The 14,909-nt window shown below is 69.8% G+C and carries 15 protein-coding genes; 9 read left to right on the forward strand and 6 right to left on the reverse strand.

Annotation, left to right across the window (positions count from 1 at the left end; all coding sequences use genetic code 11):
* Positions 1-7: 7 nt before the first annotated feature.
* Together ED92_RS30165 and ED92_RS30170 are read right to left on the reverse strand one after the other, a co-directional pair.
* Positions 8-274 (reverse strand): hypothetical protein, encoded by a 267-nt coding sequence (locus ED92_RS30165; protein ID WP_037344584.1) that lies wholly within the window; start codon positions 272-274, stop codon positions 8-10.
* 112 nt (positions 275-386) lie between these two features.
* On the reverse strand, positions 387-1,403 hold the full coding sequence (locus ED92_RS30170; protein ID WP_037344184.1) for a GTP-binding protein: 1,017 nt from the start codon (positions 1,401-1,403) through the stop codon (positions 387-389).
* A 378-nt stretch (positions 1,404-1,781) separates the two neighbouring features.
* On the opposite strand from ED92_RS30170, the gene ED92_RS30175 reads away from it, so the two are divergent.
* From ED92_RS30175 to ED92_RS30195, 5 genes are all read left to right on the forward strand, one after another.
* A complete protein-coding gene (locus ED92_RS30175; RefSeq protein WP_037344185.1) occupies positions 1,782-2,990 on the forward strand; it encodes a nitric oxide synthase oxygenase in 1,209 nt (402 codons plus the stop codon).
* An 88-nt stretch (positions 2,991-3,078) separates the two neighbouring features.
* Positions 3,079-3,585, forward strand: a complete 507-nt coding sequence (locus tag ED92_RS30180) for a flavodoxin domain-containing protein (protein ID WP_037344186.1) — start codon at positions 3,079-3,081, stop codon at positions 3,583-3,585.
* 39 nt (positions 3,586-3,624) lie between these two features.
* Positions 3,625-3,897 (forward strand): DUF1905 domain-containing protein, encoded by a 273-nt coding sequence (locus tag ED92_RS30185; RefSeq protein WP_016335596.1) that lies wholly within the window; start codon positions 3,625-3,627, stop codon positions 3,895-3,897.
* 1 nt (position 3,898) lies between these two features.
* Positions 3,899-4,366, forward strand: coding sequence for a hypothetical protein (locus ED92_RS30190; protein ID WP_037344187.1), 468 nt, complete (start codon positions 3,899-3,901; stop codon positions 4,364-4,366).
* 89 nt (positions 4,367-4,455) lie between these two features.
* Positions 4,456-5,865: a DHA2 family efflux MFS transporter permease subunit gene (locus ED92_RS30195; protein ID WP_052120929.1), complete on the forward strand. Its 1,410-nt coding sequence runs from the start codon at positions 4,456-4,458 to the stop codon at positions 5,863-5,865.
* 56 nt (positions 5,866-5,921) lie between these two features.
* Here ED92_RS30195 and ED92_RS30200 read toward each other — a convergent pair whose 3' ends face one another.
* The gene (locus ED92_RS30200; protein WP_037344189.1) at positions 5,922-7,418 is read right to left on the reverse strand and encodes an exo-alpha-sialidase; all 1,497 of its coding nucleotides are present in this window, start codon (positions 7,416-7,418) and stop codon (positions 5,922-5,924) included.
* A gap of 173 nt (positions 7,419-7,591) precedes the next feature.
* On the opposite strand from ED92_RS30200, the gene ED92_RS30205 reads away from it, so the two are divergent.
* Positions 7,592-8,188, forward strand: coding sequence for a hypothetical protein (locus ED92_RS30205; protein ID WP_037344191.1), 597 nt, complete (start codon positions 7,592-7,594; stop codon positions 8,186-8,188).
* A gap of 18 nt (positions 8,189-8,206) precedes the next feature.
* Here ED92_RS30205 and ED92_RS30210 read toward each other — a convergent pair whose 3' ends face one another.
* Positions 8,207-8,905, reverse strand: coding sequence for a Crp/Fnr family transcriptional regulator (locus ED92_RS30210; RefSeq protein ID WP_052120931.1), 699 nt, complete (start codon positions 8,903-8,905; stop codon positions 8,207-8,209).
* A 37-nt stretch (positions 8,906-8,942) separates the two neighbouring features.
* Complete coding sequence (locus ED92_RS30215; protein ID WP_037344192.1) at positions 8,943-10,367, reverse strand: PLP-dependent aminotransferase family protein; 1,425 nt, start codon at positions 10,365-10,367, stop codon at positions 8,943-8,945.
* Here ED92_RS30215 and ED92_RS30220 point away from each other — a divergent pair.
* On the forward strand, positions 10,366-11,262 hold the full coding sequence (locus tag ED92_RS30220) for a DMT family transporter (RefSeq protein WP_037344194.1): 897 nt from the start codon (positions 10,366-10,368) through the stop codon (positions 11,260-11,262). The two genes, ED92_RS30215 and ED92_RS30220, sit on opposite strands and share 2 nt — an antisense overlap.
* Before the next feature lie 220 nt (positions 11,263-11,482).
* On the forward strand, positions 11,483-12,658 hold the full coding sequence (locus ED92_RS30225; protein WP_081975955.1) for an MFS transporter: 1,176 nt from the start codon (positions 11,483-11,485) through the stop codon (positions 12,656-12,658).
* Here ED92_RS30225 and ED92_RS30230 read toward each other — a convergent pair.
* Positions 12,636-13,625 (reverse strand): YeiH family protein, encoded by a 990-nt coding sequence (locus tag ED92_RS30230; protein WP_037344195.1) that lies wholly within the window; start codon positions 13,623-13,625, stop codon positions 12,636-12,638. The two genes, ED92_RS30225 and ED92_RS30230, sit on opposite strands and share 23 nt — an antisense overlap.
* 71 nt (positions 13,626-13,696) lie before the next feature.
* Here ED92_RS30230 and ED92_RS30235 point away from each other — a divergent pair, with 71 nt between their 5' ends.
* Complete coding sequence (locus ED92_RS30235) at positions 13,697-14,602, forward strand: LysR family transcriptional regulator (RefSeq protein WP_037344197.1); 906 nt, start codon at positions 13,697-13,699, stop codon at positions 14,600-14,602.
* The last annotated feature ends 307 nt before the right edge of the window (positions 14,603-14,909 follow it).

A 14,909-nucleotide genomic window follows, 5' to 3' on the forward strand; every position in this document is an offset into this window, starting at 1 on the left:
ACGCGGATCAGAGTGGCAGGTCGAAAGCGAGTTGTGTGTTCACGGCGGGTTCGGCCTTGCGGCTGGACCGGTGGCCGGGCAGGGTCGCGGCGCAGCGTGGGCACGGGGCGACGTCGGTGGTGGTGAGGTCCACCGGCGTCCACAGGCGGGATTCCTTGTCCCCGCAGGCGGAACGCCGGTACCGGAGGTCTTCGGAGCGGGTCATCAGATGCGCGGCGGGGGAGTCTTCCGGCAGCGCGCCGACCAGGTACCAGCGTCCGGCGGTGTTCGTCATGGAACTGTCCTCCCGATACAGGTGGTCCAGCTCGAGATTCCTTCCGGAAAACAGTGTCAAGCAGACGCGCCGCGATTCCCGGTATTTCCGCCTTCGGCGTGTCAGACCCGGTTCAGTCCTGAATGAACCGCAGCACGCGCAGCATGCCGCGTTCGTCGACGACCTCGGGATCATCCGCGACACAGGCTTCCAGGCGCGCGGTGACGGCCTCGGTGTCGATTCCCGAACCGATGAGCACCAGCTCGCTCCGGCGCGGCAGGCCGGACGGCCACGCCGACCGCTCCAGCTGGATGAACGAGCCCACCGTGTGCAGGCCGAACCGGGACCGCGTGCCGTTCGGGCCGAAGTCGAGGAAGCCCTTGATCCGGTAGAGCCCGCCGGGGCGCTGTTCGAGGAAGTCCATCAGCCGTCGCGGGTCCAGCGGGCGCTCGGTCGTGAAGGCGACGCTGTCGTACGCGGTGTGGAAGTGGTGCTCGTGGTCGTGTTCCTCCTCGCGGAGGTCGTCGAACGACATCTGGCCCACCCGTTCGCGCGGCCGGGCGTCGAAGAACAGGGTCGGGTCGATCCGGCCGTGGGAGGTGGCGATCACCGGCGTGCCGGGCGCGATCTCGTCGATCGTGCCGCGCAGTTTGGCCAGGGTCTCCTCGTCGGCCCGGTCGGTCTTGTTGAGCACGACCAGGTCGGCGAACCCGAGGTGCTCGTCCAGTTCCGGGTGCCGCTTCCGGGTCGATTCGAACTCGGCGGCGTCGACGAGCTCGACCAGACCGCCGTAGGCGATGACGGGGTTCTCGCTGGCGATCATCAGGCGGATGAGGTCACGTGGTTCGGCGAGCCCGCTGGCTTCGATCACGATGACGTCGATCCCCGCCTCGGCCTCGGAAAGCTTCGCGAGCATGGCGTCGAGGCCGCTCGCGTCGACGGCGCAGCACAGGCAGCCGTTGCCGAACGACATCATGGTGTCGACCTGGCCGGAGACGGCCATCGCGTCGACCGCGATGCTGCCGAAGTCGTTGACCACGACCCCGATCCGCGCACCCTGCCGGTTGGCCAGCAGGTGGTTGAGCAGGGTGGTCTTGCCGGAGCCGAGGAAGCCCGCGACCAGGATGACCGGAATCCGCCTGTCGACCACGATTTTCCTTTCCGTTGGATCTCCCAGCACTCTAGCGACGGCGGAACCGGGTCAATACACCGGCAGGGGGAAAGAGTAGAAGACTCGGAGGTCGAATACGCTCGAAAGAGTGATAAATGACGATCATAAAGTGATCTTGGCTCGCGTGTGATCGTTTCGTCCGAGGTGAATTCGGTGAATATCCCTCGAAGTCTTACTTAATTCCAAATATTGTCGTCGGCAAGCTTTCCACCTGCTGAAATGTCATCGCGGCCGAAGCTTCTGCCATTTGGTGGATCGTGGCCGTCTTTCTGTGGGGTATCGTCTTTCGTCTGGTCCGGACCCGGCCAGCTCGCCGATCAGGCATGAGCCTCCGGGCATTTTCCGAGTGCAGGAGGAATGGTGATCGTTCCCGCCGCCGGTGCCGGCGTCGAATTCGGAGAGTGGGAGGCCGAGGTGGCGACGGCGTCCATGCGGGTGACGGATATCCCTCGCTTGCCTCCGGAGGTACGGCCGCGGGAACGGAGCGTGGACGTGGCGGAGGCCGAAGACTTCCTCCGGCTCTTCCACGCCGAAACGGACGGCGGGCAGGCACGGCTGCACGCACGGCTCGACCGGGTCCGCGCCGAGATCGACGCGACCGGCACCTACCGGCACACGACGGCCGAGCTCGAATTCGGCGCCAGGGTGGCCTGGCGGAACTCCGCTCGCTGCATCGGCAGGCTGTACTGGCAGGGGCTGAAGGTGCGGGACCGCCGCGACGTCGAAGGCGCCTCCGCCATCGCCGACGAGTGCGTCACCCATTTGCGAGAGGCGACCCGGGGCGGCCGGATCCGCTCGACCATCACCGTGTTCGCGCCGGACGGCCCTGCGGGACCCGGCCCGAAGATCCACAACGATCAGCTCGTCCGGTACGCGGGCTACCGGCTCGGCGACGGCTCGGTGCTGGGCGATCCGCGCCACGCCGACTTCACCGAGACCGTCCGGGAACACGGCTGGCGGCCGCCCGAGCGGAAGGGCTCCTTCGACGTCCTCCCGCTCCTCATCGAGACCGAGCCGGGAGAGCGGAGCCTGTTCCGGCTGCCACCGGACGCGGTGCTGGAGGTCCCGTTGTCGCATCCCGACCACCGGTGGTTCGCCGGGCTCGGCCTGCGCTGGCACGCGGTCCCGGCGATCAGCAACATGCGGCTGGTCATCGGCGGGCTCACCTATCCCGCGGCGCCGTTCAACGGCTGGTACCTCGCCACCGAGGTCGGCGCGCGCAACCTCGCCGACGCCGACCGCTACGACCTGCTGCCGGTGATCGCGGATCTGATGGGCCTGTCGACGAAGTCGGAGCGCACCCTGTGGCGCGACCGGGCGCTGGTCGAACTGACGCTGGCCGTCCAGCACTCCTTCGACGCGGCGGGCGTGACCGTCGCCGACCACCACACCGAATCGCGGCGGTTCCTCACGCATATCGCCAAGGAGGAACGCGCGGGACGCCGCTGCCAGGCCGACTGGAGCTGGATCGTCCCTCCGCTGTCCGGCGGGCAGACCGCGGTGTTCCACCGCTACTACGACGAACCCGATCCGGCCGCGAGGCCGGCGTTCCTGCCTCCCGGGTAGCGCTCCGACGGGTGAAGAGGTGAGCCGAATGCGGCGTGTCGATGGGCTGAACGGTGGCACGGGTTGCGGCCGCGCGGACAATGGGGACATGACCGCAGTGCTCGTCGTCCACGCCGGCCGATCCGGTGGGACCAGGGAGATCGCCGAGGTGATCGCCGCCGAGCTGCGGGAAGGCGGGCTGACGGCCGATCTGCAGGACGCGGCCGAAGTCGAGGACGTCGAGCCGTACGGCGCGGTGATCGTGGGAAGCGCGCTGTATCACCGGCGCTGGCGCCCGGAGGCGGTCCGCCTGCTCGCCGAGCACGAAGAGGCGCTGCGAAACCGCCCCGTCTGGTTGTTCCACAGCGGCCCGTGCGGGCCGCTCGCCGCGGGCAAACGGGTGAGCCTGCCCGCCGGGGTCGCCCTGCTGGCCGCGAGGATCGACGCCGAACGCACGGCCACCTTCGGCGGAAAGCTCACCCCGGACACCGCGAGCGGGCTGTTCTGGAAGATCATGGCGGCGGGCCCGTGGGCCGGCGATTTCCGCGACTGGCCGTCGATCCGGGCGTGGGCCCGCGATGTCGGCCGCCGCGTGCGCATCCGAGTCACCCTCTGAGTGTCTGGTTTCGTCGGTGCGCTGTCGTAGGGTGGATCCATGGACAAGAAACAGTTCACCGCGAAGCTGCTCAAGAGCCCGGAGAAGGGCGGCTGGACGTACGTGATCATGCCCGGCTCCGCCGAGTTCTTCGGCACCAGGGGACTGGTCAAGGTGCGCGGGACGATCGACGGGCATCCGTTCCGGAGTTCGTTCATGGCGCTGGGGGACGGCACCCACAAGCTGCCGGTGAAGGCCGACGTGCGCAAGGCGATCGGCAAAGAGGAGGGTGACACCGTCGACATCGTCCTGCTCGAAAGGCTCGAGGGCTGAGTTGGCCACCGCATGGAAGCCGTCCCCGGTCATCAAGATCTACGAGGCGCTCGGCGCGGTCGCCGACGGGCGGGTCGAGATCGACGGTGACACGGCACGCGTGACGTCGTCGGACAAGGCCAAGACCTACGACGTCCGCCACGATCCGGCCGCCGGATCGATCACGGCCAACGACAACGGGTCCTACTGGCAGGGATATCTCGGTTACCCGGGCATCGCGTACCTGATGGAGCGCGGCGTGCTCGCCTACGACGGCGGCCTCACCGCCGGGCTGGCCGGTGTGCCGTGGAAGGAACTCGCCACCCGGTACCGCAACGACTGGGCGAAGGTCGAAAAACACGTTCGCGAAGACCTGTCCGAGAAGGGGGTGGATCTGGACCGGTTCGACGCCGGGCTCGCGGAGATCTCGAGCCGGCTGGAGGAATTGGCGCTTACCAAGCTTTCCCCGCGGCTGCGTCCGCCGAAGTGATCGTGGTGTTCTTCGCTTGACCTTTACTTAAGTCGAGGTCTTAGCGTGAGCCGGGTCAAGATCCCCGGGCACGTGAGGAGAACATCCCGATGGCTGTTTCGCTGGAACGGCGGGCGAACACCGCCCCGCCGCCGGACAAGGTTCCGGCCGAGGCCTGGCGGATGGCCTGGGTGATCGTGCTCGGCGCGTTCATGACCATGCTGGACACCACGGTCCTCGCGGTCGGGGCCGAGACGCTCACCCGCGAGCTCGGCGCCGGAATCGCTTCCGTGCAATGGGTTTTCACCGCGTACCTGGTCGCGCTGGCGGTCGCGTTGCCGTTGTGCGGCTGGCTCAGCCGCCGCTTCGGCGCGGGCCGGGTCTGGCTGGTGTCGCTGGCGGCGTTCACCGTGGCTTCGGTGCTGTGCGCGCTGGCCGGGAACGTCGGCTGGCTGATCGGGCTGCGGGTGCTGCAAGGCCTCGCCGCCGGCCTGCTGCTGCCCGCCGGGCAAACGGTGCTCGGCCAGGCGGTCGGTCCCGCCCGGCTCGGGCGGGTCATGGGGACGCTGGGCATCGTGATGAGTGTCGGCCCGACGTTCGGCCCGGTTCTCGGCGGGGTCCTGCTGCGCGGTCTCTCCTGGGAATGGCTCTTCCTGATCAACATCCCGGTCGGGGTGATCGCGCTGGTACTCGGGCTGCGTCTGGTGCCTCGCGGTACGAAGGGCGCGGCGACCCGGCCCGACTGGCTCGGTTTCGTCCTGGTGAGCGCGGGAATCCCGGCGCTGCTGTACGGGCTCACCACCTGGGGTGAAGGTGGCGAGGAGTTCGGCGCGGGAGTGCTGGTGCCGCTCGTCGCCGGGGTCGTGCTGCTGGCGCTGTTCGTCCGGCGGTCGTGGGGCCGGGAGAACCCGGTGATGGACCTGACGTTGTTCTCCGGCCGCGTCTACACCGCGGCGGTCGCGTTGTCCTTCTTCGCCGCGCCCGCGTTGTTCGGCGCGCTTTTCCTGCTGCCGCTGTACTTCCAGGTGCTGGGCGGGAACGGGGTCGTCGAGACGGGGCTGCTGCTGATGGGGCTCGGGCTCGGTTCGGCGATCGCGTTGCCGATCTCCGGCAAGCTCACCGACCGCTACGGCGCGGGCCTGGTCGCCGCCTGGGGGAGTGTCGCGACGCTCGCCACCACCGTCCCCTTCGCCATCGGCGGTTTCCCGCCGGACGGCGTCGTCGTGCAGATCCTGTTGCTGGCCAGGGGAATCGCCGTGGCCTTCCTGCTGATGCCCGCGACCACGGCCGGATACGCGGCCGTCACCAAGGACCAGTTGCCCGACGCCGCCGCGCAGATCAACATCGTCAGCCGGGTCGGCGGTGCCGCCGGGACGGCTCTGTTCGCCGTCGTGCTGGCGAATCTGCTGCCCGCGGGCGCGGAGGCGGCCTTCCGTGCGACGTTCTGGTGGCTCACCGGCGCGGCCGCGGTCGCCGCGCTGCTGGGCGCGAGGCTCTGGTGGGTGACGCGCCGCGCGTGACCTCGTGAGTGGCGAGGACGGTTCTAACCGTCCTCGCCACTCACGAGACCCAGTGCTCAGCCGCAGTGTTCGGACGGGCTGTCGTACTTGCTCCCGCCCGCGGAACCGCCCCATTTCACGCATTTGCCCGCCGCGGCCGCCCGCACCGGACCGGCGAACCACGAGAACGAACCGGAGTCGGTGACCCGGGCCGACCCCGACACCTCGAGGTAGGCCGACGTCGCGGTCGCGGTGCCCGCCGCCTCGCTCTTCATCGTGCTGACACAGTTCTGTCCGTTGGAAGCGTTGTAGGACAGGTAAACCGTGCCCGCCGTCCCGAGCGGCGCCGAGTCGATCACGCCGTATCCGCCGCCGCAGACCGGGGCGCCGAGGGTCGTCTCGGTGACGGTCGAGAAGCGGATGGTCTCGTTGGCGTTGCCTGCCGGGCCCGCTTCGTACAGCACGCCGACCGAGCCCGACGAAAGCTGGACCATGTCGGAGTACGCGGCGTCACCGCTCCACACCAGGGTTCCGGCGGAGTTGCCCTGCCAGTTCGCGCCCTCGTCGAACGACGACCGCACGACGAGTTCCTTGCGGCGGTCGCAGACCGACGGCGCGGCGAACAGGATCCGGTTGTACTTGCCCGCCTTGTCGGTCGCGGTCATCCGGGCGGTCGAGGCCTGCACGACCGGCGTGATCAAGTCCTCCTCGAAGGTGAACTTGGTGGAGAAGCTCGCCCCTCCGTCGGAACTGATGGCGTAGGCACGGTTCTTCGCGCCGCCGCTCAGGCATTTGTTGTCGTTGTTGGCCTGGTTGCGCGCCGCGGCGTAGACGCGCCCGTCGAGCAGTTCGGTGACGCTGATCTCCTGCGGGTTGAGCCCGGCCGTCGTCGCCGGGGTGTCGGTGGCGCCGCGTTTCCACGTGACACCCTGGTCGTCGCTGTAGACGAGCGCGCCGCTGTTCTTGCCGTCGATGGTGTAACTCATCCCGGCGACGATCCGGCCGGCGTGCGCGCCGCGCGTCAGCACGATGCCGTGCGACGGGCCGGTCGCGAGCCAGCCCGGCGCGGTGTCGAACCCGAGTTGTGTGGTGAGCACCTTCGGCGCGGTCCACGTCTTGCCGTGGTCGTCGCTGATCGAAACACGCGGAATCCTGTTGCAGTCCGGGTTCTTGACGCATTCCATCACCGACAGCAGCACGATCCGCCCGGTGGAGGGAATCACGATCGGGGTCGGGTTTCCTTTGGTGTCACCGAAACCTTCGATGACGATCTTCGGGGCGCTCCAGGTCTTGCCGTTGTCGGCGGAGCGTTTGACGACGAGATCGATGTCGCCGCGGTCGTTGCAGAAGCTGGCGCCGCCGTTGCGTCCTTCGGCGAACGCGAGCAGCTCACCGTTGTTCGCTTTGACGATCGCGGGGATTCTGAAGCAGTCGTAACCTTCTGTTTTCTGTTTGTACACCACCGTGTTCCCGACGGCGGCGGTCGCGGCGAATGAGGTGACAGGGAAGGCGCCGACCGCCGCGATGGCGACGAGGGCCGCGAACAGGCCCTGTGCGACGCGAGAGATCTTCAAGGGATTGCTCCGTCCTGGATGGTTTCCGGGTGACGGGGCATCAGCGTCCTTTTCGGTCGTACAAGGCGCGTACAACCGATCTCGCGTTCTGTGTCAGGTGACGCAGAACGACGCTGCTCTTCCTGCCAAGCTCGATCCCGCCGACACGGGGCGAGATCGAGAGGGGGAGGGCGATGAAGGTGTTCGATCCGGAGGGGCGCGAATGGGCGGTCGATCGCCGGTTCGCCCCGTGGCGCCGGTGGGTCCAGCCGTTCGCTGGGCTCGCCGGCGGCTACCGGCACTACAAGCTCACCCCGGACTGGGGGCTCTACCTCGACGACGAACCCAAGGCTCGAGACGAGACCGAAGACAACGGACCTCTGGACAAGGTGGCGACGGGCGCTTTCGGGCTGCTGGTCTTCTTGGAAGCACTCGTGCATGTCCCGATGTACTTGCTGCTGGGACTCTTCTTGTTGCCGTTCCTGGTGCTGGAATTGCTGTGCCAGGGTGTCGCGGGGCTCGTCGCCATGGGTGTGCGCCGGTTCCGGAGGGCGCCGGTCCGCGTCGACGTCCTCGCCTGGCACAAGAAGCAGAGCGGCCTGGCTTCGCTGACGATTCTCAGGGTCCATGACGACCTGGCGGGGCCGCTGATCATCGAACTGGGCGCCCTGGTGCGCGATCGCGTCATGTTCGACCCCGGCGACCCGGCCGTGCACGAAACGCTCACCCGGTTCGGGGCGCGGGTGGACCGCCATCGGACCCTGCTTCGCTGGAGAGCCGGGCGCCGATGAGGGGGCTGCCGCGGCGGCTCAGTGGTCGTCGGGGGCCAGTTGCCTGAGGTCGTTCAGGCTCCGGACGACCAGCCGCTGGCGTCCGGTACTGAGCAGCCCGTCTGCGCGCAAGGTCCGCAGGGTCCGCGCGACGGCTTCCCGCGACGCGGAAGCGAGTCCCGCCAGGTCGCGTTGGTTGATCTTCAGCGCGATCAGGGTGCCTTCGGCGACGGGCACGCCGTAGCGCTCGGCAAGGTCGACGAGGATGGCGGCGATGCGTTCGGCGGCGGTGCTGTCCCCGAATTCGGTCCGGCGCGAGTTGGCGTAGCGCAGACGTGAGGTGATGATCCGGAGCAGGACCACGGAGATACCGGGATGCTCGCGGAGCACGGAGTTGAACGCCCGCGCGGACAACCACAGGCCGGTGACCGGCTCGACGGCGATCGCGGTGGCCGAGCGCAGGCTGCCGTCCATCGACGCCATCTCGCCGATGATGTCGCCCGGATCCCGCACGGCCAGCACGGCGTCGTAACCGCCGGTGGACACCGACGTGATCTTGACCCGCCCGGTCATCAGGATCAGCACCCAGTCCGAGCGGTCGCCCTCGCGGATGATCACCGTTCCCGCCGGGTACCGGCGCAGTTCGGCCTCGGCCCGCAGCGCCTTGCGCTGGCCGTCGTCGAGCAGCTCCCAGAGCCTGCCGGGTGCATCGTGCGGCTCCGCCGCCGGCTGAGTCATGCCTTCTCGTCGCCTCCGTGGGCGATCGTACGAGACGTCAACCGGGGAGCTCCTGGTACGCCTGGGAAAGGCGTTGGATCCCGTCGCGCAGCTGCGCGCCCGTCGCGGCGCTGACGTAGCTCAGGCGCAGATAGGGCCCCGGCGCCTCGGCCGCGAAGTACATCCTGCCCGGGGTGACCGCTACTCCCGCGCGGAAAGCGGCGCTGGTCAGCGCTACTTCGTCGACGAAACCGGGGAGTGGCTGCCACAGGTGGTAGCCCCCGGTCGGGACCGGGACGGCCTGCCAGGACGGCAGGAACTCCCGCAACGCCGAGACGGCCACGTCACGGCGTTCCCGCAACGAGGCCGCGAGAGTCCGCAGGTGCCGGGACCACGCCGGGGAGCTCACCAGTTCGAGCGCGGTTTCCTGCAGCGGCCGCGGTACGAAGAAGCTCTCGACGGCGTGGAGGCCGCGCAGCCGTTCCAGTGCCGGGCCGCGGGCGGCCAGCGCGCTGATCCGCAGGCTCGGCGACGCCGGTTTCGTGAGCGAGCGGATGTGTACCACGACCCCGTCGGGATCGTCGGCCACGAGCGGCGGCGGGGGAGCCGGGCTGCCGGGATGCGCCATCAGCCGGGCGAAATCGTCCTCGATCACGAAAGCACCCGCGGCACGGGCGATCCGCAGCACCTCGGCGCGGCGTTCGGCGCACAGCACCGCGCCGGTCGGGTTCTGGAACGCGGGCTGGCAGACGAACAACCGGGCGCCGGTCTCGCGGAAGGCGTCCGCGAGCAGTCCTGGCCGGACGCCGTCGCGGTCGATCGGCACCGGGACCGGCCGCAGTCCGGACGCCCGCGCGATCGCGAGCATCCCTGGGTACGTCGGGGATTCCACCAGCACCGGCGCGCCGGGAGCGCCGAGCGCGCGCAACGCCGTGGTCAGCGCGCTCTGCCCGCCCGAGGTGACCAGTACGTTCTCGACGTTCACCGGGCTGCCGATGTCGCGGGCGAACCAGGCCCGCAGTTCGGGCAGGCCGCAGATCGGCGGCCGCGTCCACGCGCCGGGACGACGGCCGGCGCGGGCCGACGCCGCGGCGAGTTCGCGTTCCGGCTGCAGGCTCGGATGCGTGTACCCGCCGTTGAGGTCGATGACGCCCGAAGGCGGGTCGCTCAGCGCGGTGAGCACGCCGCTCGCGTCGATCGCGCGGGTGCCGGACTGCGAGCTCAGCGCCACCTCCTGCCACGACACGTCGCCGGACACGGCCGCTTCACGGGGTGGCGGCGCGCGGAAGACGCCGGCTCCGGGGCGGGTGATCACCAGTCCTTCGGCGGCCAGCGCGGCGATGGCGCGCGACACCGTCACCGGGCTCACCTTCAGCTCCCGGACCAGCTCCCGGCTGGACGGCAGCTTTCCATCGATTGGATAGCGCTCCAAAGTGGACCGCAGCTGTGTGACCAGGCTGGTGACGCTGCTACCATCGGACATGAGACTGGATGATAGCGCTATCGCGGACCGGGCAGTAGCGGTCCGCTCCGGGACCGCGCTGGCGGCGCTGGGTGTCCTCGCCTTCTCGTTCACGTTCCCCGCCACCGTGTGGGCGCTCAAGGGCTTCGACCCGTGGACCGCCACCGGGCTGCGCAGTGTCCTGGCCGCGCTGGTCGCCGGTACCTGTCTCCGGGTCTTCCGGGTGCCGCTGCCGAGGCGCGACCAATGGCGGGGCCTGGCCGTGGTCTCCCTCGGCTGCGTCCTCGCCTTCCCGATCCTGACCACGCTCGCGCTCAAGACGTCGTCGACGGCGCATTCCGCGGTGGTGATCGGGCTGCTGCCGCTGGCCACCGCCGTCATCTCCTCGAAGCTGACCGGGAACCGGCCGTCCCGCCGGTTCTGGCTCGCCGCCGCGGTCGGCGCGAGCGCGGTCGTGGTGTTCACCGTCGCGCAGAGCGGCGGCGGACTGTCCACAGCGGACCTGTTCCTGTTCGGCGCGCTCGTGCTGTGCGCGTTCGGGTACGCCGAGGGCGGCAGGCTGGCCAGGGAGATGGCGGGCTGGCACGTGATCGCCTGGGCGCTGGTGATGGCGCTGCCGGTCACCGGCGCGTTCGCCGTCTTCGGGCTCGCGACCGAGCCGCTGCACATCACCGGCGAAGGGATCGTCGGCCTGCTGTACGTCGCGCTCATCTCGCAGTTCGGCGGGTTTTTCGCCTGGTACCGGGGAATGGCGGAGATCGGCGTCGCGCGGGCGAGCCAGTTGCAGCTCGCCCAGCCGCTGCTGACGCTGGTCTGGGCGGTCCTGTTGCTCGGTGAGCACCTCCCGGCCGCCGCTCCGGTCACCGCGCTGATCGTCGTCGCCTGCATCGTCGTGACCCAGCGGTCCCGTACCTAGGGCGTGTTTCACAAGTCATGTTCGCGGTCTTCGCGCCCAGGCGGTCCCTGACGGCACGGGCGGATGCGGCCGAGTACGACCCGGTACGAGGCCGATCCGCCCGCACCCTCAGGAACCACCTGGATCACGAAGCCCATCGAACAGACTTGTGAAACACGCCCTAGATCAACGTCGCGAATCCGCCAGACCGCGGTGCCCGCGCGGTGATGGGCTGGAGCACATGACCGCTTCGACCCTCGACACCTCCGCGCGGACCCCGCTGAAGGGATGGCTCGCCGTCCTCGCGGTGACGCTCGGGATCTTCTCCCTCGTCACCACGGAGATCCTGCCGATCGGCCTCCTGACCCCGATCGGCGAGGACTTCCGGATCACGCCGGGGACGGCGGGCCTGACCATGACCCTGCCGGGGTTCCTCGCCGCGCTCGCGGCCCCAGCGGTCACCGTCGCCGCCGGACGGCTCGACCGCCGGATCCTGCTGTGCGCGCTGATGGTGGTGCTGGCGCTGTCCGACGTCCTCGCCGCGACGGCGCAGGCGTACTGGGCCGTGCTGGTCTCGCGAGTCCTCGTCGGGCTGGTGATCGGCGCCTTCTGGGCGATCGGGTCCGGGCTCGCCGCCCGGCTCGTCGGCCCGGAACGCGCGGGCACGGCGACCGCGGTGATCTTCTCCGCCGTCCCGCTCGGCTCCGTGCTGGGCGTGCCCGCGGGCACCTTCCTCGGCGAACTTTTCGGCTGGCGGGCGGCTTTCGCCGTGATGGCGGTGTTCACGGCCGGTGTCCTCGTGGCGCTGGCGTTGGCCTTGCCCCCACTGCCGTCGGCGGGTGCGACCCGGCTCGGCGTCCTGCGCGAGATGACCCGTCAGCGGGCGACCCAGCTCGGGCTGCTCGTCACGGTGCTGGTCGTGCTCGCCCATTTCGGGACCTACACCTACGTCACGCCGCTCCTGCGCCAGGTGACGCAGGTGAGCCCGGAGCTGATCACCGTCTTCCTGTTCGTCTACGGCACCGCCGGGATCGCCGGCAACTTCGTGGCCGGGGCGGCGATCGCGCGCGACCTCCGGCTGACCTTCCTCACCGCGGCGGGCCTGATCGGCGTGGTGACCTGCGCGTTGCCGTTCCTCGGCGGTACGAAACCGGGCGCGCTGGCGCTGCTGGTGGTCTGGGGATTCGCCTACGGTGCCGTCCCGGTCTGTTCGGGAACGTGGTTCGCCAGGGCGGCTCCGCAGGCGCCCGAGGCGGCGTCGGTGCTGTTCACCTCGTCGTTCCAGGCGACCCTTTCGGCCGGTGCGTTGCTCGGCGGGCTGGTCGTCGACGCGGTGTCCGTCCCGGCCGTGATGGTCACCGGCGGCGTGGTCGCGCTGCTCGCGGTCGCGGTCCTCAGCCGAGCACGGTCAGCGTGACCAGCGCGGTGGTCCCGACCAGCAGGGTGGAGAGCAGCCCGAGCACCAGGGCGCGGCCGCCGGTGCGGAGGAGCGTGCCGATCCGGACCGCGCAGCCCAGCCCGAACAGCGCTCCGGCCAGCAGCAGCGTGCAGGCGATCTTGGCGACGTCGAGCGCGAGGCCCGGCACGATCCCGGTGCTGCGCAGGGCGGCCATCGCGAGGAAGCCGAGAACGAACAACGGCACCAGCGGCGGCCGCTTGCCGTCGACGGGACGATTCCGTTCGTGCACGCCGACCGCGGCGACCATCGGGGCGAGCAGGACCACCCGGCTGAGCTTGATCACGATCGCGACCGCGATGGCGGCACTGCCCGCCGGGGTGGCCGCGGCGACGACCTGCGCGACCTCGTGCACGCTGAGTCCGGCCCATTCGCCGATACGGGCCGCGTCGAGCCGCAGCCAGCCGCCGATCAACGGGACCGCGGCGATGGCCAGCCCGCCGTAGAAGGTGACCAGTGCGACCGCGGTCGCGACGTCGGAGTCTTCGCGTTTCACCACGCCTTCCATGGCGGCGATGGCGGACGCGCCGCAGATCGAGAAGCCGGTCGCGACCAGCATCGCCAGGCCGCGTGGCACGCCGAGGAGCCTGCCGAGGCCGATGGTGCCGAGGAACGTGATGCCGACCGTGAGCACGACGGCGAGCAGGGTCCCGGGGCCGAGCGCGAGGACGGCCGGGAGCGAGAGTTGCAGACCGAGAAGCACGACGCCGGCGCGAAGCAGCTTCTTGGTGATCCCGGCGATGGCCTTCCGGGTCTCCTCCGACACCGACGACAGCGAGCCGGTGAGGATGCCGAGCACGACGGCGATGGTGAGCGCGCTGACGACCGGGAAAGCGGTGCCGACCAGGTACGCGGCGGCCACTCCGGCGCCGGTGACGGCCAAGGCCGTGAGGTAGGGCTTCGTCGGTCTCGCGTGCGTGGTGCTCATGGTTCGAGCTTCGCCCGGCCGGGGTGGGCTCGGTAGCCGGGAATACCGGGGGTAGGTCATACACTTGGGCTATGACCACACCCGACCTGGACTCCCTGCGCCTGCTCGTGCTCGTGGACGAGCTCGGCAGTATCGGGCAGGCCGCGGCCAGCCTCGGGATCGCGCAGCCGTCCGCGAGCAAACGACTGTCCACAGTCGAGCGACGGCTGGGGCTGGTGCTGGTCGACCGTACGCGGCGCGGCTCCGCGCTCACCCCCGACGGCCGGGTCATCGCGGGCTGGGCGCATCGCGTGCTGTCCGAACTCGACGGTCTGCTCGACGGCGCCGAGGCGCTGCGCACCCAGCACGAGGCGCATCTGCGGGTCGCCGCGAGCATGACACTGGCCGAGTACCTGGTGCCGGGCTGGATCGGCGAGCTCAAACGCGGCGACCCCGGGCTGTACCTCGGGCTGGAGGTCACCAACTCCGACCAGGCCGCCGAAATGGCGCGCGAGGGCAAGGTCGATCTCGGCTTCGTCGAATCGCCCGGTTCGCTGCCCGGTCTCTCGTCCCGTCGGGTGGCGACCGACCGTCTCGTCCTCGTCGTGCCCGCGAGTCATCCGTGGGCGCGCAAACGCCGCCCGGTGACCGCGGCCGAGTTGGCGATCACGCCGCTCGTGGTGCGTGAACTCGGTTCCGGGACCAGGGAAACGGTGGACGCCGCACTGCGCAAGGCCGGGGTCGGTCCGGCGAAACCGTTGCTGGAACTGGGTTCCGCCTCCGCCGTCCGCAACGCGGTGATCGCGGGCGCCGGACCGGCGGTGATCAGCGAACTCGCCATCGCCCGGGACGTCGCCGACCGGCGGCTCGTCGCGGTCGCGGTGGACGGCGTCGACTTCGGCCGGGAGTTGCGCGCGGTGTGGCCCGCCGGGCGGCGGCTCGCCGGTCCGGCCGCGGAACTGCTGGGCATCGCCGTCCGGAATGCGAAATCCCGCTGATTCCCTTCATGTTTTCCGCGCGTGATACCGAAACTCCCGGCGCCGGGCTACCGACGATAGGGCGAAAGGGTGTCGATTTCCGGAAATGGGCACGGACCACTGATTCCGGTGGTCCGACGAAAGCGGAATGGTGAACTCCGGGTAACACGCCGGATGGCGTATCGGACGTTGGGACACCTGGTCGTTGACTGTTCTTTCCTGTAGGGGCAGGGAAAAGCCGACCCCTTGGATGTCCCGTGTGTATCCGGAACGCTAAATTCTCGCGACGGACTTCGCGTTTCGCAAGGTCGGCGTACCGCCATCCGGT

The organism is Amycolatopsis sp. MJM2582 (genome assembly GCF_000754115.1).
Classification (GTDB): domain Bacteria; phylum Actinomycetota; class Actinomycetes; order Mycobacteriales; family Pseudonocardiaceae; genus Amycolatopsis; species Amycolatopsis japonica.